This window comes from uncultured Serinicoccus sp. (genome assembly GCF_947500995.1).
Classification (GTDB): domain Bacteria; phylum Actinomycetota; class Actinomycetes; order Actinomycetales; family Dermatophilaceae; genus Ornithinicoccus.
In genome coordinates, this window is sequence record NZ_CANMUA010000004.1 from 64,649 (window position 1) to 83,178 (window position 18,530).

The following is an 18,530-nucleotide window of genomic DNA, read 5'->3' on the forward strand; positions in this document are numbered from 1 at the left end:
CATGTCCGCCCCTGCCTCCAGCGCGCCGGTTCCGCGTCCCGTCGCCGACCGAGCCGTGCTGCGCCGGGGGCTGCGGGTCATCTGGGGCGGCATGCGCGCCCAGCGACGGCCCGTCTCGGTCGCGGTGGCGGGCTCGGTCCTGTGGGCCGCGGCGACGGTGGGCACCGCCGGCGCGATCGGCTGGCTGACCGCCGAGGTGGTCGAGCCCGCCGTCGGCGCGCGGCGCATCGAGGCGGCCGGGCTGTGGACCATCTTCGGGGTGCTCGTGGCCGTCCTGGTCGTCAACGTGACCGGGGTGATCCTGCGTCGGGTCTACGCCACGATCGCCGGCTTCAACCTGCAGGCCGACTACCGCCAGCGGGTGACCCGCCAGTACCTCCGGCTGCCGCTGTCGTGGCACCACGCCCACCCCTCGGGGCAGCTGCTGTCCAACGCCCACGCCGACGTGGAGGCCACCTGGCAGGTGTTCAACCCGCTGCCGATGGCGATCGGCGTCATCTTCATGCTCGTCATCGCGGGCACCATGATGGTGCTCGTCGACCCGCTGCTGGCGGTGCTGGGTCTGCTGGTCTTCCCGGGCCTGTTCGCCGCCAACCTGGTCTTCCAGCGCGTCATGTCACCCCGGATCACCCGCGCCCAGCAGCTGCGCGCCGAGGTCGCCGAGGTCGCGCACGAGTCCTTCGAGGCCGGCCTCGTGGTCAAGGCGATGGGTCGGGAGGACCAGGAGACGGAGCGCTTCCGGGCCAAGACCTACGAGCTGCGGGACGCCCTCATCCTCGTCGGCCGCACCCGGGGCGTGTTCGAGCCGGTCATCGAGGCGATCCCCACGCTCGGAACGCTCGCGGTGCTCGGCGTGGGGACGTGGCAGGTCTCGAGGGGCGACCTCGAGGCGGCCGACGTCGTGCAGATGGCCTACCTCTTCTCCATCCTCGCCTTCCCGGTCCGTGCGCTGGGCTGGGTCCTCGCGGAGATCCCCCGCTCCGTGGTGGGGCACGACCGGGTGCAGCACGTCCTGCAGGCCCAGGGGGGCATGGCCTACGGCAGCGCGGCGCTGACGCGGGTCAGCCCCGCCTCCTCCCGCCTCGCCGGGGTCACCTACGCCCACGCGGGGGAGGAGCGCCCGACGATCCGCGGCGTCAGCCTCGACATCCCGTCCGGCGGCACCGTCGCCCTGGTCGGCCCGACCGGGTCGGGCAAGAGCACCCTGGCCAACCTCACCCTGCGGCTCGTCGACGCCGACACCGGCTCGGTCCGCCTCGACGGCGTCGAGGCCCGCGACCTCGCCCGCGGCCAGCTGCCGGCGAGCGCGGCCCTGGTGGCCCAGCAGACCTTCATGTTCGACGACACCGTGCGGGGCAACATCACCCTCGGCGAGGACTCCGACGACGAGGCGGTGTGGGAGTCCCTGCGCATCGCCCAGGCCGACGAGTTCGTCCGCTCCCTCCCGGCCGGCCTGGACACCGTCATCGGGGAGCGCGGGGGGACGCTCTCCGGCGGGCAGCGCCAGCGCATCGCGCTCGCGCGGTCCGTCTGGCGCCGCCCGCGGCTGCTGGTGCTGGACGACGCCACGAGCGCCGTCGACCCTTCCGTGGAGCAGGCCATCCTCACCGGCCTGCGCGAGGCCCGGGGTGGCATGACCGTCCTCGTCGTCGCCTACCGACTGGCGACGATCCTCCTCGCCGACGAGGTGGTCTACCTGGAGCACGGAGCCGTCGTGGACCAGGGGACGCACGGCGAGCTGCTGGGCCGGTGCCGGGGCTACGCCGACCTGGTCCAGGCCTACTCGAGGGAGGCGGCCGAGCGGGCCGCCGTGACGCGGCAGGAGGAAGGGTCATGAGCACGGCCGGGACGAGCGAGTCCAGCCGGATCGACGGTCAGAGCCAGCTCGGCGTCGGCGCGACGCTGCGCCGCGGGTTCCAGCTGTCGCCGGAGCTCAAGGTCGGCCTGTGGCTCACCGTCGGACTCGCCCTGGTCGCGACCGTGGGGCGGGTGGTCATCCCCTTCGTCGTGCAGCAGGCCACCGACAACGGCATCCAGGCCGAGGGCGGGCCCGACGTCGGCTTCGTCCTCACCGCCATCGGCATCGCCGCCGGCGTGGTCCTGGTCACCTCGCTGGCGCAGTACGCCGTCAACGTGCGGCTCTTCCGGGCCGCCGAGTCGGGACTGGCCACCCTGCGGCTCAAGGCGTTCCGCCACATCCACGACCTGTCGGTGCTGACGCAGAGCACCGAGCGCCGGGGCGCGCTCGTCTCCCGCGTCACCAGCGACGTCGACACCATCTCGATGTTCGTGCAGTTCGGCGGGCTCATGCTGCTCGTCAGCTCGGCGCAGATCGTGCTGGCCACGATCCTCATGGTCGTCTACAGCCCGGTCCTCGCCGCCGTCGTCTACCTGTGCCTGTTCCCGCTGGTGCTGCTGGTCCGGCGCCTGCAGCCGGTGCTGGGGCGCTCCTACGGCGCGGTGCGCGAGCGTGTCGGTGACCTGCTGGGCGCCATCAGCGAGGCGATCGTCGGGGCCACCACCATCCGGGCCTACGGGGTGGAGGACCGCACCGCGACCCGCATCGACGGGGCGATCGAGGCGCACCGCCGGTCCGCGATCGGTGCGCAGGTGCGCTCGGTCATGGCCTTCGCCTCCGGGCAGACGTTCGCCGGGGTCACCACCGCCGTGGTGCTCGTGGTGGGCACGGTGCTGGCGTCCCGCGGCGACCTCACCCTCGGGGAGCTGCTCGCCTTCCTCTTCCTCGTCAACCTCTTCACCCAGCCGGTGCTCATGGCCACCGAGATCTTCACCGAGATGCAGAACGCCGTGGCCGGATGGAGGCGGGTCATCGGGGTCATCGACACCCCGGCCGACGTCGCGGACCCCGGTGCGGACGGCGTCGTCCTCGACCGGGGGCCGATCACCATCGACTTCGAAGGCGTCTGGTTCGCCTACCCCGGCGGGGAGCCCGTCCTGCGCGACGTCGACCTGCGGATCGAGCCGCACACCCGGGTGGCCGTGGTCGGTCAGACCGGGTCCGGCAAGACCACCCTGGCCAAGCTGCTGACCCGGCTCATGGACCCCAGCGACGGCGCGGTCCGGCTCGACGGCACCGACCTGCGCGAGGTGAGCTTCGCGAGCCTGCGCCAGCGGGTCGTGCTCGTGCCGCAGGAGGGCTTCCTCTTCGACGACGACCTCGCCGGCAACATCCGGTTCGCCCGGCCGGAGGCCACCGACGAGGAGCTGGCCCTGGCCATCACCGAGCTCGGGCTGGACTCGTGGGTCGACGGCCTCCCGCACGGCCTGGCCACGCAGGTCGGCCAGCGCGGCGAGTCGCTGTCGGCGGGCGAGCGTCAGCTGGTCGCCATCGCGCGGGCCTACCTCGCCGACCCCGACCTCCTGGTGCTCGACGAGGCGACCAGCGCCGTCGACCCCGCCACCGAGGTCCGCGTTCAGCGCGCCCTCGAGGGGCTGACCACGGGCCGCACGTCGGTGGCCATCGCCCACCGTCTGTCGACCGCGGAGGCGGCCGACCTGGTGGTCGTCGTGGATGCCGGGCGGATCGTCGAGCTCGGCCCCCACCGGGAGCTGGTGGGGCAGGGCGGGGTGTACGCCCGCATGCACCGCTCCTGGGCGGCGCAGCAGAGCAGCGGGTGAGCGGGACCGCCGTGACCACGGACGGACGAGGGCGCCCGGCCCGGCACCCGCGCTCCCGGGCGCGGGCGAGCGGGCTCGCCCTCCTGGCCGCGAGCACCGGACTCGTGTCCGCCACCCAGCCGTGGGTCGTCCGGCAGGGTGTCGACGCGGCGGGGGTGATCACCCGGGAGTCCTGGACGGGGCGGGAGGTGGCGGCCCCCGTGGTGGCGGTGCTCCTGGTCGTGGCCGTGGCCGCGCTCGCCGGGGTCGCGTGGCGTGGCCGCCCCGGTCTCGGCGCCCGGGTGCTGGCCCTGGTCGCGGCCGCAGCGGCGCTGGGCCTCGTCGCGGGTGCCCGACCGGCGGACCCGACCGCGTGGTGGTGGGTCGGCCTGGGCGGCGCGGCGGTGGCGGTCCTCGGGACCCTGCTGGCGCTCCGGCCGGTCCCGCGCGCAGGGCGCGCAGGGGGCACAGCCCCGACCGCGGGCGCCCGGGCGGCGTCCGGCCCGGGCGGCGAGGCCCACGAGCAGGCCCGCCGGTCCGACGAGGCGTCCTGGGCGGCGCTCTCGAGGGGGGAGGACCCGACGCTCGCACCTGCTCGGTCCGAGGAGGGGGCGGCTGGCACAATGTCCGACGAGGGTGCCGACGCGAGTCGGGTCGACCCGTCCAGCCGCTGAGTCGAGGAGCACAGCCACATGCACGAGGACAGCCACGGTCACAGCGTCGCCGCCTGGGTGGGCGTCGGCATCATGCTCGTCGCCAGCGTCATCGGGAGCTGGGGTGTCGTGTTCTCCCCGGACTGGCTGCTCTACGTCGGTCTCGCCCTCGGGGTGGTCGGGGCGCTCGCCTGGTACCTCCTGGACAAGGCCGGGATGGGCGACCCCCACCAGCAGGCCGCCGAGCACTGACCCCGGCACGGTCGCCCGCCCCGCGACCGGGGGCCCGGACCAGGACCCCAGGAGCGGCGACTACGCTGGGGGAGTGTCCACCGTGCTCGAGCAGATCGTCAGCGGGGTCCGCGAGGACCTCGACCAACGCCGGCGCTCGACGCCCCTGGACGAGGTCCAGGAGCGCGCCCGGCGCGCCCCCTCCTGCCAAGACGCCTGGGCGGCCCTGAGCGCACCGGGTACCCACGTCATCGCGGAGGTCAAGCGCAGCAGCCCGTCCAAGGGCGCGCTGGCGGCCATCGCGGAGCCCGCCTCGCTCGCCGCCGACTACGAGGCCGGCGGGGCGACCGTGGTGAGCGTCCTCACCGAGGGCCGCCGCTTCGGGGGCTCGCTCGCCGACCTCGACGCCGTCCGCGCCGCCGTCGACATCCCGGTGCTGCGCAAGGACTTCGTCGTCGACCCATACCAGGTCTGGGAGGCCCGCGCGCACGGCGCCGACATGGTCCTGCTCATCGTCGCGGCGCTGCCGCAGGAGGTCCTCGTCGGCCTCCTCGAGCGGACCGAGGCCCTGGGGATGCAGGCGCTCGTCGAGGTGCACGACGCGGCCGAGCTGGAGCGTGCCCTCTCCGCGGGCGCCCGGGTCATCGGCGTCAACAACCGCAACCTCAAGACCCTCGAGGTCGACCGCGGCACCTTCGCCCGGTTGGCGCCCGGCATACCGGGTGACCGGGTGGCGGTCGCGGAGTCAGGGGTCCGGGGGCCTCTCGACCTCGTCGAGCTCGCCGAGGCCGGCGCCCAGGCCGTGCTCGTGGGGGAGGCGCTGGTGACCCACGGGATGCCGCGCGAGGCCGTCGCGCGCATGGTGGCCGCCGGCTCCCACCCGGCGGTCCATGCCGGCGCCGAGGCCCGGGCAGGAGGACGGCGATGACCACGACCCAGCAGGTCGGCGATCGCTTCGGCGACTTCGGCGGGCGCTACGTGCCCGAGGCGCTGGTGGCCGCGCTCGACGAGCTCGACGCCGCCCGGACCGAGGCCATGGCCGACCCCGACTTCCTCGCCGAGCTGGACCGGCTGCAGCGCGACTACACCGGGCGCCCCAGCCCGCTGACGGAGGTGCCCCGCTTCGCCGCGCACGCCGGCGGCCCGCGCATCTTCCTCAAGCGCGAGGACCTCAACCACACGGGCTCGCACAAGATCAACAACGTGCTCGGCCAGGCGCTCCTGGCGGTGCGCATGGGCAAGCGCCGGGTCATCGCCGAGACCGGTGCCGGTCAGCACGGCGTGGCGACGGCCACCGCGGCCGCTCTCATGGGCCTGGAGTGCACGGTCTACATGGGCCAGGTCGACACCGAGCGGCAGGCGCTCAACGTCGCCCGGATGCGGCTCCTGGGGGCGGAGGTGGTCGCCGTCCCGACGGGCAGCGGCACGCTCAAGGACGCCATCAACGAGGCCATGCGCGACTGGGTCACCCACGTCGGCCACACCCACTACCTGCTCGGCACGGTGACCGGGCCGCACCCCTTCCCGACCATGGTGCGCGACTTCCACGCGGTCATCGGCCAGGAGGCCCGCAAGCAGCTGGACGACGTGGTGGGGGGCTTGCCGGACGCCGTCTGCGCCTGCGTGGGCGGGGGCTCCAACGCCATCGGCATCTTCCACGCCTTCCGTGACGAGCCCTCGGTGGCCCTCTGGGGCTTCGAGGCGGGCGGGGACGGCATCGAGACCGGTCGGCACGCCGCCCGGTTCTCCGCAGGCGAGCCGGGGGTCCTGCACGGGGCGTCGACCTACGTCCTGCAGGACGCCGACGGGCAGACCCTGGAGACGCACTCCGTCTCGGCCGGCCTCGACTACCCCTCGATCGGCCCCGAGCACGCCTTCCTCCACGACAGCGGGCTCGCCCGCTACGCCCCGGTGACGGACCGTGAGGCGATGGACGCCTTCTCGCTGCTCTGCCGCACCGAGGGCATCATCCCGGCCATCGAGAGCGCCCACGCGCTGGCGGGGGCGTTGCGGATCGGGCCCGAGCTGGGCGAGGGCGCGGTCGTGCTCATCAACCTCTCGGGACGCGGCGACAAGGACGTCGACACCGCCGCCCGCTGGTTCGGGCTCGTCGACGACGAGGGTCAGGCCCACGTGGACGGCGAGGCCGGACCGGACGTCGACGAGGGCGGGGACGCATGAGCGTCCTGGACGACCTCTTCGCCGGGTGCCGGGAGGAGGGGCGGTCGGCCCTCGTCGGCTACCTCCCTGCCGGGTACCCCGACCTGCCGACGTCGCTGGAGGCGATCCGCACCCTCGCGGACGCCGGTGCGGACATCATCGAGGTGGGGGTGCCCTACACCGACCCGCTCATGGACGGCCCCGTCGTCGAGCGCGCGGCCAGCACGGCGCTGCGGTCCGGCTTCCGGCTCACGGACGTCTTCACGGTGGTGGCGGCCGCCCGCGACGCCGGTGCGGTGCCGGTCGTCATGACCTACTGGAACCCCGTGCTGAGGTATGGCGTGGACCGGTTCGCCCAGGACCTCGCCGACGCGGGTGGCGCCGGTCTCATCACGCCCGACCTCATCCCGGACGAGGCGGGTGCCTGGCGGGCGGCCGCCGAGGAGCAGGATCTCGCGCCGGTCTTCCTCGTCGCCCCGAGCTCCACCGACGCCCGCCTGCGGTCCACGACCCAGGCCTGCCGAGGCTTCGTCTACGTCGCCTCCACCATGGGGGTCACCGGGGTGCGCGACGCGGTCGGCTCGGACGCCGAGCGCCTGGTCGGGCGCACCCGGGCCGTGACCGACCTCCCGTTGTGCGTGGGCCTCGGGGTGAGCACGGGCGACCAGGCCGCCGAGGTCGCCGGTTTCGCCGACGGGGTCATCGTCGGGTCGGCCCTCGTCCGTGCGCTGGGCGGGCCCGACGGCCTAGGTGCGCTGCGGCGCCTCACGGAGGAGCTGGCCGCCGGGGTCCGCCGGGCATGACCACGCTGCGGCGGCAGGCGACGCCCAGGCTGCGGTCCGGGTCGCGTCCGGTGGACGTCGTCGGTCTCGTGCTCCGTCTCGGGCTCGCGGGCGTCCTCGGCTACGCCGGGTGGACCAAGATCGTCGACCTCACCGGGTCGGTCCAGAACGTGCTGGCCTACGAGCTGTTCGGCTACGAGGTCGCCCGGGCCGTCGGGGTGCTGCTGCCCGTGCTGGAGCTGGCGCTGGCCGCTCTCCTGCTCCTGGGGCTGCTGACCCGCGGCGCCGCCGCGGCCACCGCGGTCCTCATGGTGGTCTTCGTGGCCGGGATCGCCTCCGCCTGGGCCCGCGGACTGTCCATCGACTGCGGCTGCTTCGGCACCGGAGGGCGCGTCGCGCCCGAGGAGACGAGGTACCTCGCGGAGATGCTGCGCGACGTGGGCTTCCTCGCGATGGCGGGGTGGCTCGTGCACCGGCCGCGCACGCCGCTCTCCCTCGACCACCACCTGCTGAGAAGGACCTGACATGCCCCGCCCGCCCGCACCCGCCGTGAAGCCCGTCACCGCCAGGGGTCCCTCGGTGCCCCTCGTCAGCGGGGTCGTCCTGCTGGTGGTCGCGCTCGTCGGGGGCCTGGTGCTGTGGGCCGTGTCCCGCGGCGGCGGGCTGGAGGCCGAGGGCAGCGCCAACGCGCTGCCCGAGGGGGGCGGCGTCCGTCTCGGCGCGTCGTCGCAGGACGCCCCGCAGGTCCACGTCTACGAGGACTTCCAGTGCCCGTTCTGCGGCGTCCTGGAGGAGTCGGTGGGGGCCGAGCTGGCGCAGCGCGCGGAGGCCGGCGAGATCGGCCTCACCGTGACCATGATGTCCTTCCTCGACGGCTCGCTGGGCAACGACTCCTCGCACCGCGCGGCCAACGCCGCGCTCTGCGCCGACGACGAGGGAGCGTTCCTGGACTACCACGCCGCCGTCTTCGCGGGGCAGCCCGAGCAGGAGGGTGCCGGCTGGACCGACGAGCAGCTGCTCGGGTTCGCCTCCGAGGCCGGGCTGGCCGGGAGCGCCCTGGAGTCCTTCACGGCCTGCACGCAGGGGGACGCCTACGGCGACTACGTCGAGGCCATGCAGGAGCGTGCCAACCGTGACGGGGTCACCGGGACGCCCCGGCTCCTGGTCGACGGCGAGCCGGTCGACGACGACCAGATGCGGGCCCTCATGTCCGGGCCGGAGACCCTCGAGGACGTCCTGGGCTCGGCGCCTTGACGCGGGGGCAGGCGATGCGGGGTTCACCGTCCCGGAGGACTAGGGTGGAGGTCATGCGTCGCGCCAAGATCGTCTGCACCCTCGGCCCCGCCACCGACTCCTACGAGCAGATCGAAGCGCTCGTCACCGCCGGTATGGACGTGGCCCGGCTCAACCTCTCGCACGGCTCCTACGAGGAGCACCACGAGCGCTACCTGCGCGTCCGGGAGGCCAGTGACGCCACCGGTCACGCCGTGGCCGTGCTCGCCGACCTGCAGGGCCCCAAGATCCGCACCGGCACCTTCGCCGACGGCCCGGTGACCCTGGCGACCGGCGACACCTTCACCATCACCACGAGGAGCGTGGCGGGGGACGGGGACGTCGTCGGCACGACCTACCCGGGCCTGGCCGGTGACGTGCGCCCCGGCGACGACCTGCTCGTCGACGACGGGAAGGTGCTGCTGCAGGCCACCGAGGTGACCGACACCGACGTCGTCTGCGAGGTGCTCGTGGGTGGGGTTGTCTCCAACAACAAGGGCATCAACCTGCCCGGCACCGCGGTGAGCGTCCCCGCGATGTCGGACAAGGACGAGGAGGACCTGCGCTGGGCCCTGCGCAGCGGGGTGGACTTCATCGCCCTGTCCTTCGTCCGCTCCGGCAGCGACATCGAGGGCGTGCACCGGATCATGGACGAGGAGGGCCGGCGGCTGCCGGTCATCGCCAAGATCGAGAAGCCGCAGGCGGTCGACAACCTGGCCGGCATCGTCGACGCCTTCGACGGCATCATGGTCGCCCGCGGTGACCTGGGCGTCGAGCTGCCCCTCGAGCAGGTGCCGCTGGTGCAGAAGGACGCCATCCAGCTGTGCCGGGAGAAGGCCAAGCCGGTGATCGTGGCGACCCAGGTCCTGGAGTCGATGATCGACACCCCGCGACCCACCCGCGCGGAGGCGAGCGACTGCGCCAACGCCGTGCTTGACGGGGCGGACGCCATCATGCTCTCCGGCGAGACCTCCGTGGGTGCCTGGCCGGTCCGCGCCGTGGAGACGATGGCCAGCATCATCTCCAGCACCGAGGAGCACGGGCTGCACCGCATCCCCCCGATCGTGCGCAAGCCCAAGACCCCGGGCGGTGCCGTCACGCGGGCCGCGATCTCCCTGGCGGACGCCCTGGGCGACCAGGTCAAGTTCCTCGTGACCTTCACCCAGAGCGGGGACACCACGACGCGGATGGCCCGGGTGCGCCCGGGCACCCCGATGCTCGCTTTCACGACCGAGCAGGCGACCCGGTCCCGCCTCGCGCTGACCTGGGGCGTCGAGACCTTCCTCGTGCCCTTCGTCTGGCACACCGACCAGATGGTCAAGCAGGTGGAGGAGACGCTGCTGCGCGAGCAGCGGTGCCAGGAGGGCGACGTGGTGGTCATCGTGGCGGGGTCGCCCCCCGGCGTGTCCGGCACCACCAACGCGCTGCGGATGCACCGGGTCGGTGACGCCATCCTGGGGCAGGCGCCGGCGTACACCCACGACCCCGAGGTGTGAGGTGAACGGGAGCCGGTAGACTCCCACCGACGTCCCCGGTGTGGCCATCCCCAGCACCGGCACGCCCGCCGGGGTGGTGGAACGGCAGACACGGAGCACTCAAAATGCTCTGCCCGCAAGGGCGTGCGGGTTCGAGTCCCGCTCCCGGCACCAGTCCCGCGCCGGTGAGGTGCCGATGCGGGTGGATGCGACGAGAGGCAGTGAGCGTGAGCGAGACGACACCGCAGGAGCCGGGGGCCACCCCCTCCGCGACCCCCGGACCGGCCCCCGAGACCCCGGACGGTGGCGGTGCGACCTCGACCGCCGCGGGTCCGGAGCCTGAGGGGATCCCGACCGACCCCGGTCCGGAGAGCGGCCTGCGCATCCTGCTGGCCGAGGACGAGGCCCTCATCAGGATGGACCTCGCCGAGATGCTCACCGACGCCGGGCACACCATCGTCGGTCAGGCGGCCGACGGGGAGCAGGCGGTGGCGCAGGCCCAGGAGACCACGCCGGACCTCGTCGTCATGGACATCAAGATGCCCGGCATGGACGGCATCACCGCGGCCGAGCAGATCGGCCGGGAGGGTCTGGCCCCGGTGGTCATGCTCACCGCCTTCAGCGACAAGAACCTCGTCGAGCGCGCCCGCGACGCCGGGGTGATGTCCTACGTCGTCAAGCCCTTCAGCGCCGCCGACGTCCTGCCGGCCATCGACATCGCGCGGGCCCGCTGGGCCGAGCGCAAGGCGCTCGAGGCCGAGGTCGCGGACCTCGGGGAGCGCTTCGAGACCCGCAAGCAGGTCGACCGGGCCAAGGGCCTGCTCATGGCCCAGCTCAAGCTGAGCGAGGCGGACGCGTTCCGGTGGATCCAGAAGGCCGCGATGGACCGTCGGCTGTCGATGCGCGAGGTCGCCGAGGCGGTCATCTCCGGCATGCCCGCCAAGAAGGCCTGACCCACCTCCTCACGCGGTGTCCGGCCGGTCGCGCAGCGCGCAGGTCAGCCGGGCGGTGCAGACCCGACGACCGCGGTCGTCGGTGATGGAGATGTCGTAGCTGGCGACCGTGCGACCCAGCGAGAGCGGCGTCGCGACGGCGGTCACCACGCCCTCGCGGACGGGCCGGTGGTGCGTGGCGCTGAGGTCGACACCGACGGCGATGCGCCCCTCGCCCGCGTGCAGCGCCGCAGCCACCGACCCGACGGTCTCGGCCAGCGCGGCCGAGGCGCCGCCGTGCAGCAGGCCGTAGGGCTGGGTGTTCCCCTCCACCGGCATCGTCGCGACGGTCCGCTCGGCGGAGAGCTCCTGCAGGTGGATCCCCATGCGGCTGGCCAGGGCGCCCCGCGCGCGGTCGTCGGTCGTCGTCGGGGTCGGGGGGCTCGGGGTGGTGTTGTCGGTCATGGGACATAGGCTGCCACCGTGAGTCGTTTGCTGCTGCTGGATGGACATTCCCTGGCCTACCGCGCCTTCTTCGCCCTGCCCGTGGAGAACTTCTCCACCACCACGGGCCAGAGCACCAACGCGGTCTACGGCTTCACCTCGATGCTCATCAACGTGCTGCGCGACGAGGCACCGACCCACCTGGCGGTCGCCTTCGACGTGTCCCGGCAGACCTTCCGGACGCAGGAGTACGCGGAGTACAAGGCCGGGAGGGCGACGACCCCGAGCGAGTTCGTCGGGCAGGTCGACCTCATCAAGCAGGTGCTGGACGCCCTGCGCATCACCCACGTCGAGGTCGACGGCTACGAGGCCGACGACGTCATCGCCACCCTCACCGGGCAGGCCCGCTCCCAAGGCATGGAGGTGCTCATCCTCTCGGGGGACCGCGACGCCTTCCAGCTCGTCGACGACAGGACGCTGCTCCTCTACCCGGTCCGGGGGGTCTCCGAGACCTGGCGGATGACCCCGGAGAAGGTCGAGGAGAAGTACGGCGTGCGCCCCGAGCGCTACAGCGACCTCGCCGCCATGGTGGGGGAGAGCTCGGACAACCTGCCCGGCGTCCCGGGGGTGGGGCCCAAGACGGCGGCGAAGTGGCTCGCCGCGCACGGGGACCTGTCCGGGATCGTCGACGCCGCAGACCAGCTCACGGGCAAGGCCGGTCAGGCGCTGCGCGACCACCTGGACCAGGTGCTGCGCAACCGCCGGCTCAACCAGCTCGTGGGCGACGTGCCGCTGGAGGTCGGCATCGACGACCTCCAGGCGAGGGGGTGGGACCGCGAGGAGGTGCACCGCGTCTTCGACGGGCTCGAGTTCCGCGTCCTGCGCGACCGGCTCTTCAGCACCCTGGAGTCGGCCGAGACGGAGGCCGAGGACGGCATCGAGGTCGCCGGGACGCTCCTGGAGCCCGGTGCCGTCGCCGCCTGGCTCGAGGAGCACGCGACCCGAGGTCGGGTGGCCCTGGTCGTCGACGCCGAGCCACGGACCGCCGCCGGCCCCGGGGAGGCCACCGGGCTGGCCCTCGCCGGCTCCGAGGACGCGGCATACCTCCCCCTCGCCGAGATGGAGCCGGAGGACGAGGGCGCACTGGTGGCATGGCTGGCGGACGGGTCCCGACCCAAGGCCCTGCACGGGGCCAAGGAGCAGGTGGCCTCGCTGGAGGCCGTCGGGCTGCAGGTCGAGGGGATCGTCAGCGACACCGCCCTCGCGGCCTACCTCGCCCGCCCGGACCAGCGCTCCTACGACCTGGCCGACCTCGCCCTGCGCTACCTGCGTCGCGAGCTGCGGCTCGACGGGGGCGCCGCCGCGGACGCCGCCTCGCAGGGCGAGCTGGACCTCGGGTTCGAGGAGGGGGAGCAGGACGCCCGCTCGGCCGCCGCGCGCTCGGCCATGGTGCACGCCCGAGCCGTGCACGACCTCGCCGACGCCCTCGACGCCGAGCTCGCGGACGAGGAGGAGCAGCACCTGCTCCGCGAGGTGGAGCTGCCGCTGGTGGGCGTGCTGCGGCGGATGGAGCGTGCCGGCATCGCCGTCGACCTCGACGCCCTGGAGGCCCTGGAGAGGGAGTTCGCCGACGGCGTGGCGCAGGCCCAGCAGGACGCCTGGACGGCGATCGAGGACGACACCGTCAACCTGGGCTCGCCCAAGCAGCTGCAGACGGTGCTCTTCGACCGGCTCGCGCTGCCCAAGACGCGGCGGACGAAGACCGGCTACACGACGGACGCCGACGCCCTCGCGGGGCTCTACGCCCAGACCGAGCACCCCTTCCTGGAGGCCCTGCTCCGGCACCGGGACGTCACCCGGCTCCGGGTCACGACCGAGGGACTCATCAAGGCGGTGGCCGACGACGGGCGGATCCACACGACCTTCCAGCAGACCATCGCCGCCACCGGACGCCTGAGCTCGACGGAGCCGAACCTCCAGAACATCCCCATCCGGACGGCGGCCGGCCGGCGGATCCGGGAGATCTTCGTGGTCGGCTCCGACCGCTCCTCCGGGACCGGCTACGCCACGCTCATGTCCGCCGACTACAGCCAGATCGAGATGCGCATCATGGCGCACCTGTCCGGCGACGACGGTCTCATCGAGGCTTTCCGCGCCGGGGAGGACCTCCACCGCTTCGTCGGCTCCCGGGTCTTCGGGGTGGACCAGGCCGACGTGACGCCCGAGATGCGCTCCAAGGTCAAGGCGATGAGCTACGGCCTCGCCTACGGGTTGTCCGCCTTCGGCCTGTCCAAGCAGCTGGGCATCTCCACCGCCGAGGCGAAGGAGCTCATGGAGGAGTACTTCGAGCGGTTCGGGGGCGTGCGCGACTACCTGCGCGACGTCGTCTCCGAGGCGCGGCGGACCGGTTTCACCGAGACCATCCTGGGCCGCCGTCGGCACCTGCACGACCTCACCAGCGACAACCGGCAGCGGCGCGAGATGGCCGAGCGGATGGCCCTCAACGCCCCCATCCAGGGGTCGGCCGCCGACATCATCAAGGTCGCGATGCTGCGGACCGAGGCTGCGCTGCGCGAGGCCGGGCTGGACTCGCGGATGCTGCTGCAGGTCCACGACGAGCTGGTCCTCGAGGTCGCGGCCGGCGAGGAGACGCAGGTCGAGACGCTCGTGCGGGAGCAGATGGGCGCCGCCGCCGAGCTGTCGGTGCCCCTGGACGTCAGCGTGGGGCTCGGGCACAGCTGGCACGAGGCCGCCCACTGAGGTGACCTGCGAGGGGGTCCGCCGCCACCCCCGCCGAGCCGCGCCGGGCCCTGCTAGGCAGGGGGGCTGACGTGTGCTTTACTCCCGGTGTCCGCATCGAAGGAGATCCCGTGACCGCCCGCCTGTGGGCAGCGATCGCTGCCGTTCTGCTGGGGATGCTGCTGCTGGTGGCCCCGGCCGGCGCCACCACGCCCGCCGCGTCCTCCCCGGTCTCCGCGGGGGCCTCGGAGGAGGCCGCCGAGACGGTCCAGGGCACCGTGCGGGACCCCGACCGCGAGCCGCTCGAGGGCATCACCATCACGGTCACCCAGGACGGTGAGGAGATCGGTTCGGCGGTCACCGACGCCGAGGGCTCCTGGGCCGTCCCGCTGCCCGGCCCCGGCTCCTACACCGTGACGCTCGACGTGTCCGGGCTGCCCGAGGGCGTGGCCCCGCGCGCCGAGGGCGGCGAGGTCCTCGACGGCGTCACCGTCCGCCCCGGGGCCTCCCAGGGCGTCATCTTCCAGCTGGGGACCGGCGAGGTCGAGGAGGGCGGCGCGGCGATCCCGGTGGCCCGCGTGCTGCAGCTCGTCGTGGACGGCATCAAGTTCGGGGCCATCATCGCCATCACCGCGGTGGGGCTGTCCCTGGTCTTCGGCACCACCAAGCTCATCAACTTCGCGCACGGCGAGTTCGTCACCATCGGCGCGGTCACGGCATACTTCCTCAGCACCGCGCCGGGCAACCTGCCCATCGTCCTGGCGGCGGTGCTGGCGATGGCGGTCGGGGGAGCGGTCGCCGGCGGCGTGGAGGTAGGACTGTGGCGGCCACTGCGCCGGCGCGGGGCCGGGCTCATCCAGATGTTCATCGTGGCCATCGGTCTCTCGCTGCTGCTGCGCCACCTCATCCTCATCGTCTTCGGGTCCCGGCGCCAGCAGTACGACGAGTACTCGCTGCAGACCGCGTGGACCCTCGGGCCGGTGCGCATCACCCCTCGCGACCTCGTCATCACCGTGCTGGCGTTCGCCATCATGATCGGGGTGGCCGTCATGCTGCAGCGCACCCGGATCGGGACGGCGATGCGCGCCGTGAACGACAACAAGGACCTGGCCGAGGCGTCGGGTATCGACGTGCAGCGGGTCATCCTCGTGGTCTGGGTGCTCGGGGGCGCCCTGGCCGCGATCGGGGGCGTCTTCTTCGGGCTCACCCAGGCCATCTACAGCGAGATGGGCTTCGAGCTGCTGCTGCTGATGTTCGCCGGGGTCATCCTGGGCGGGCTGGGCAGCGCCTACGGCGCCATGCTGGGCTCGCTCGTCATCGGCCTGGTCTCGCAGCTGTCCACCCTGTGGTTCCCGGCCTCGCTGGCCTACATGTGGGCGCTGCTCGTCATGATCATCGTTCTCCTCGTCCGGCCGCAGGGCATCCTGGGCCGGCGCGAGCGGGTCGGCTGAGGAGAGGAACGATGGACGTCCTGGCAGTGCTCTCCGTCGCGGTCCGCGGCGCGCTCGGCCCCGAGGCCGCGATCTACGCCCTGGCCGCGATCGGGCTCAACATCCACTTCGGCTACACCGGACTGCTGAACTTCGGCCAGGTGGGCTTCATGCTCGTCGGCGCCTACGGCACGGCCATCTCGGTGCTGTCCTTCGATGCGCCGCTGTGGGCTGGGGTGCTCGTCGGTATGGCCTGCGCGGTCGTCCTGGCGCTCATCCTCGGGATCCCCACGCTGCGGCTGCGGGGCGACTACCTGGCGATCGCCACGATCGCCGCCGCCGAGGTGCTGCGCTACCTCTACCGCTCCTCCTTCGCCGAGCCCGTCACCGGCGGCGTCTTCGGGCTCGTGCAGTTCGCCGGCGAGTTCTACGCCGTCAACCCCTACACGGCTCCGCTGGAGCTGGGGCCGCTGCGCTTCAACGAGCGGGCCCTGTGGTTGATGACCGTGGCCTGGGGCATCACCTTCCTCGCGGCCGGCCTGGTCTGGCTGCTCGTCCACAGCCCGTGGGGCCGCGTGCTGCGCGCGGTCCGGGAGGACGAGGACGCCGCCCGCAGCCTGGGCAAGAACGTCTTCGCCTACAAGATGCAGGCCCTCGTCCTCGGCGGCGTCCTCGGGGCGCTGGCGGGGTCGCTGCTGGCGATCAACAGCCAGGCCATCACACCCGACGCCTTCATCCCGATCATCACGTTCTACCTGTGGACCATCATGATCCTGGGAGGGGCGAGCCGGGTCCTGGGACCGATCCTGGGCTCCATCGTCTTCTGGTTCCTGCTCACCTTCCTCGACGCCTTCCTCCGGGGCGCCATGTCGGCCGGCTGGATCCCCGGCTTCCTGCTCGCCCCCAGCGACATCGGCGCGGTGCGCTTCGCCGCGGTCGGTCTAGGGCTCATGCTCCTCATGGTGTTCCGGCCCGCGGGGCTCATCGGCAACCAGAAGGAGCTGCGTCTCGATGTCCGATGACCGCCACGAGGACCTCCTCGCCCAGCGCGAGTCCGTCCACGAGCAGGAGCAGGAGCGCGAGGACACCCCCTCCGTGGGGGCCCGGCGCGCGGCCGCGGCGCTGGCGGGGGTCGCCAACGTCCCGGGCGTCGCGAAGCCGGACGCGATCCTCGTGGCGGACGACATGTCCCGGCACTTCGGCGGTGTCCGGGCGGTCGAGGTGGAGCACCTGGAGATCCAGCGCGGCACCATCACCGCGCTCATCGGTCCCAACGGTGCCGGCAAGTCCACCTTCTTCAACCTCACCACCGGCTTCGACCGGCCGAACTCGGGCCGGTGGTCCTTCGACGGCAAGGACATCAGCGGTGCCCCGTCGTTCCGCATCGCGCGGCAGGGGATGGTGCGGACCTTCCAGCTGACGAAGGCCCTGACCCGCCTGACCAGCCTGGAGAACCTCATGCTGGGAGCCACGGGGCAGCGCGGCGAGCGTCTGCTGACCTCGCTGCTGCGCCCGACCTGGGCCGCGCAGGAGGCAGGGATCCGGCACCGGGCCGAGGAGCTGCTGGCACGGTTCAACCTCGCCCACATGCGGGACGAGTTCGCCGGGACCATGTCCGGGGGGCAGCGCAAGCTCCTCGAGATGGCGCGGGCCCTCATGGTGCAGCCGGACATGATCCTGCTCGACGAGCCCATGGCCGGGGTCAACCCCGCCCTCACCCAGTCGCTGCTGGGTCACATCGAGGCCTTGCGGGACGAGGGGATGACCATCGTCCTCGTCGAGCACGACATGGACGTCATCATGTCCATCAGCGACTGGGTGGTCTGCTTCGCCCAGGGCAAGGTCATCGCCGAGGGTCGGCCGGACGACATCCGCAGAGACACCGCGGTCATCGACGCCTACCTCGGCACCCACCGCTCCCTCCAGGAGGACCAGACGTGAGCGAGGACGTGCGACCGGAGCTCCCTCCGGGGGACGCGGGTGAGGAGCGTCGTGCGGACGCCGACGCGGACGCACCGCGTCCGGAGCGGGTCCTGTGGACCGAGCAGCTCGTCGCCGGGTACATCCCCGACGTCGACATCCTGCGCGGGTGCACCGTCGAGGTCCGGACCGGGGAGCTCGTGGGCATCATCGGCCCCAACGGGGCCGGCAAGTCCACCCTCATCAAGGCGATGTTCGGGCTCGTCCCGATCCGCTCCGGCCAGGTCATGCTGCAGGGCACGGACATCACCGGTCGGTCGACTCACAAGCTGGTCGCCGACGGCCTGGGCTACGTGCCGCAGAACAACAACGTCTTCCCCTCCCTCACCGTGGAGGAGAACCTGCAGATGGGTCTCTACCTGCGGCCCAAGGAGTATGCCGAGCGCTTCCGGGAGGTGAGCGACCTGTACCCGCTGCTCGCCGACCGCCGGGCCCAGCGGGCCGGGTCGCTCTCCGGCGGTGAGCGACAGGTGGTGGCGATGGGCCGGGCCCTCATGACCGGCCCGCACGTCCTGTTCCTCGACGAGCCGTCCGCCGGGTTGTCCCCGCTGATGCAGGACTCGGTGTTCGAGGCCGTCGCACGCATCAACGAGGCAGGGGTGTCGGTCCTCATGGTGGAGCAGAACGCCCGGCAGTGCCTGGACATCTCCGACCGCGCCTACGTGCTCGACCAGGGCCAGGACGCCTACACGGGGACCGGTGCCGAGCTGGCCCGCGACCCGAAGGTCATCGAGCTCTACCTCGGCACCCTGGCGCGCGTGGACGGCTGACCCCGACGACGCACGCCCCGGGTGCGGGGCGTCCACGCGGGCCG

Annotated in this window: 17 protein-coding genes and 1 tRNA gene; 17 read left to right on the top strand and 1 reads right to left on the bottom strand. The window is 73.0% G+C overall.

Features of this window, described 5'->3' with window-relative positions; translation table 11 throughout:
- The first annotated feature begins 1 nt into the window (after position 1).
- The 12 genes from Q0967_RS07360 to Q0967_RS07415 all read left to right on the top strand — a co-directional run bounded on the left by Q0967_RS07360 (position 2) and on the right by Q0967_RS07415 (position 11,144).
- Positions 2 to 1,837, top strand: a complete 1,836-nt coding sequence (locus tag Q0967_RS07360) for an ABC transporter ATP-binding protein (protein ID WP_298749587.1) — start codon at positions 2 to 4, stop codon at positions 1,835 to 1,837.
- Positions 1,834 to 3,639 (top strand): ABC transporter ATP-binding protein, encoded by a 1,806-nt coding sequence (locus Q0967_RS07365; protein WP_298749586.1) that lies wholly within the window; start codon positions 1,834 to 1,836, stop codon positions 3,637 to 3,639. Before Q0967_RS07360 ends, Q0967_RS07365 begins: the two co-directional genes overlap by 4 nt.
- Positions 3,636 to 4,292 (top strand): hypothetical protein, encoded by a 657-nt coding sequence (locus Q0967_RS07370; protein ID WP_298749584.1) that lies wholly within the window; start codon positions 3,636 to 3,638, stop codon positions 4,290 to 4,292. The genes Q0967_RS07365 and Q0967_RS07370 overlap by 4 nt, the downstream gene beginning before the upstream one ends.
- 18 nt (positions 4,293 to 4,310) lie before the next feature.
- On the top strand, positions 4,311 to 4,523 hold the full coding sequence (locus tag Q0967_RS07375) for an HGxxPAAW family protein (protein WP_298749582.1): 213 nt from the start codon (positions 4,311 to 4,313) through the stop codon (positions 4,521 to 4,523).
- Between the two features lie 73 nt (positions 4,524 to 4,596).
- Positions 4,597 to 5,430, top strand: a complete 834-nt coding sequence (trpC, locus tag Q0967_RS07380) for an indole-3-glycerol phosphate synthase TrpC (RefSeq protein WP_298749579.1) — start codon at positions 4,597 to 4,599, stop codon at positions 5,428 to 5,430.
- Entirely contained in the window at positions 5,427 to 6,683 is a 1,257-nt protein-coding gene (gene trpB, locus Q0967_RS07385) for a tryptophan synthase subunit beta (protein ID WP_298749577.1), read from the top strand. The genes trpC and trpB overlap by 4 nt, the downstream gene beginning before the upstream one ends.
- Positions 6,680 to 7,465, top strand: a complete 786-nt coding sequence (gene trpA / locus Q0967_RS07390) for a tryptophan synthase subunit alpha (RefSeq protein ID WP_298749575.1) — start codon at positions 6,680 to 6,682, stop codon at positions 7,463 to 7,465. Before trpB ends, trpA begins: the two co-directional genes overlap by 4 nt.
- Positions 7,462 to 7,968 carry a MauE/DoxX family redox-associated membrane protein gene (locus tag Q0967_RS07395; RefSeq protein ID WP_298749573.1) on the top strand — a complete coding sequence of 169 codons (507 nt, stop codon included), beginning with the start codon at positions 7,462 to 7,464 and terminating at the stop codon, positions 7,966 to 7,968. Before trpA ends, Q0967_RS07395 begins: the two co-directional genes overlap by 4 nt.
- 1 nt (position 7,969) lies before the next feature.
- Entirely contained in the window at positions 7,970 to 8,698 is a 729-nt protein-coding gene (locus Q0967_RS07400; protein WP_298749571.1) for a thioredoxin domain-containing protein, read from the top strand.
- A gap of 53 nt (positions 8,699 to 8,751) precedes the next feature.
- Positions 8,752 to 10,212 carry a pyruvate kinase gene (gene pyk / locus Q0967_RS07405; protein ID WP_298749569.1) on the top strand — a complete coding sequence of 487 codons (1,461 nt, stop codon included), beginning with the start codon at positions 8,752 to 8,754 and terminating at the stop codon, positions 10,210 to 10,212.
- A 67-nt stretch (positions 10,213 to 10,279) separates the two neighbouring features.
- A tRNA-Leu gene (locus Q0967_RS07410) sits at positions 10,280 to 10,365 on the top strand.
- Between the two features lie 53 nt (positions 10,366 to 10,418).
- Positions 10,419 to 11,144: an ANTAR domain-containing response regulator gene (locus Q0967_RS07415; RefSeq protein WP_299449556.1), complete on the top strand. Its 726-nt coding sequence runs from the start codon at positions 10,419 to 10,421 to the stop codon at positions 11,142 to 11,144.
- Between the two features lie 9 nt (positions 11,145 to 11,153).
- On the opposite strand, the gene Q0967_RS07420 is transcribed toward Q0967_RS07415, so the two are convergent.
- Positions 11,154 to 11,588 carry a hotdog fold thioesterase gene (locus Q0967_RS07420; RefSeq protein ID WP_298749567.1) on the bottom strand — a complete coding sequence of 145 codons (435 nt, stop codon included), beginning with the start codon at positions 11,586 to 11,588 and terminating at the stop codon, positions 11,154 to 11,156.
- An 18-nt stretch (positions 11,589 to 11,606) separates the two neighbouring features.
- Here Q0967_RS07420 and polA point away from each other — a divergent pair, with 18 nt between their 5' ends.
- The 5 genes from polA (at position 11,607) to Q0967_RS07445 (ending at position 18,486) form a co-directional block, all read left to right on the top strand.
- A complete protein-coding gene (gene polA, locus Q0967_RS07425) occupies positions 11,607 to 14,327 on the top strand; it encodes a DNA polymerase I (RefSeq protein ID WP_298749565.1) in 2,721 nt (906 codons plus the stop codon).
- A 110-nt stretch (positions 14,328 to 14,437) separates the two neighbouring features.
- Positions 14,438 to 15,757, top strand: a complete 1,320-nt coding sequence (locus tag Q0967_RS07430; protein ID WP_298749563.1) for a branched-chain amino acid ABC transporter permease — start codon at positions 14,438 to 14,440, stop codon at positions 15,755 to 15,757.
- Positions 15,758 to 15,768: 11 nt separating this feature from the next.
- Positions 15,769 to 16,758, top strand: a complete 990-nt coding sequence (locus tag Q0967_RS07435; RefSeq protein WP_298749561.1) for a branched-chain amino acid ABC transporter permease — start codon at positions 15,769 to 15,771, stop codon at positions 16,756 to 16,758.
- A complete protein-coding gene (locus Q0967_RS07440; protein ID WP_298749559.1) occupies positions 16,748 to 17,677 on the top strand; it encodes an ABC transporter ATP-binding protein in 930 nt (309 codons plus the stop codon). Before Q0967_RS07435 ends, Q0967_RS07440 begins: the two co-directional genes overlap by 11 nt.
- 92 nt (positions 17,678 to 17,769) lie before the next feature.
- Positions 17,770 to 18,486, top strand: a complete 717-nt coding sequence (locus Q0967_RS07445; protein ID WP_298749708.1) for an ABC transporter ATP-binding protein — start codon at positions 17,770 to 17,772, stop codon at positions 18,484 to 18,486.
- Positions 18,487 to 18,530: the final 44 nt, after the last annotated feature.

Excerpts from the sequence above, each read along its gene's own strand:
- Q0967_RS07360 (WP_298749587.1), top strand. The coding sequence starts at position 2 with ATGTCCGCCCCTGCCTCCAGCGCGCCGGTTCCGCGTCCCGTCGCCGAC.
- Q0967_RS07365 (WP_298749586.1), top strand. The coding sequence starts at position 1,834 with ATGAGCACGGCCGGGACGAGCGAGTCCAGCCGGATCGACGGTCAGAGC.
- Q0967_RS07375 (WP_298749582.1), top strand. The coding sequence starts at position 4,311 with ATGCACGAGGACAGCCACGGTCACAGCGTCGCCGCCTGGGTGGGCGTC.
- trpB (WP_298749577.1), top strand. The coding sequence starts at position 5,427 with ATGACCACGACCCAGCAGGTCGGCGATCGCTTCGGCGACTTCGGCGGG.
- trpA (WP_298749575.1), top strand. The coding sequence starts at position 6,680 with ATGAGCGTCCTGGACGACCTCTTCGCCGGGTGCCGGGAGGAGGGGCGG.
- Q0967_RS07395 (WP_298749573.1), top strand. The coding sequence starts at position 7,462 with ATGACCACGCTGCGGCGGCAGGCGACGCCCAGGCTGCGGTCCGGGTCG.
- Q0967_RS07400 (WP_298749571.1), top strand. The coding sequence starts at position 7,970 with ATGCCCCGCCCGCCCGCACCCGCCGTGAAGCCCGTCACCGCCAGGGGT.
- pyk (WP_298749569.1), top strand. The coding sequence starts at position 8,752 with ATGCGTCGCGCCAAGATCGTCTGCACCCTCGGCCCCGCCACCGACTCC.
- Q0967_RS07420 (WP_298749567.1), bottom strand. The coding sequence starts at position 11,588 with ATGACCGACAACACCACCCCGAGCCCCCCGACCCCGACGACGACCGAC.
- Q0967_RS07435 (WP_298749561.1), top strand. The coding sequence starts at position 15,769 with ATGGACGTCCTGGCAGTGCTCTCCGTCGCGGTCCGCGGCGCGCTCGGC.
- Q0967_RS07440 (WP_298749559.1), top strand. The coding sequence starts at position 16,748 with ATGTCCGATGACCGCCACGAGGACCTCCTCGCCCAGCGCGAGTCCGTC.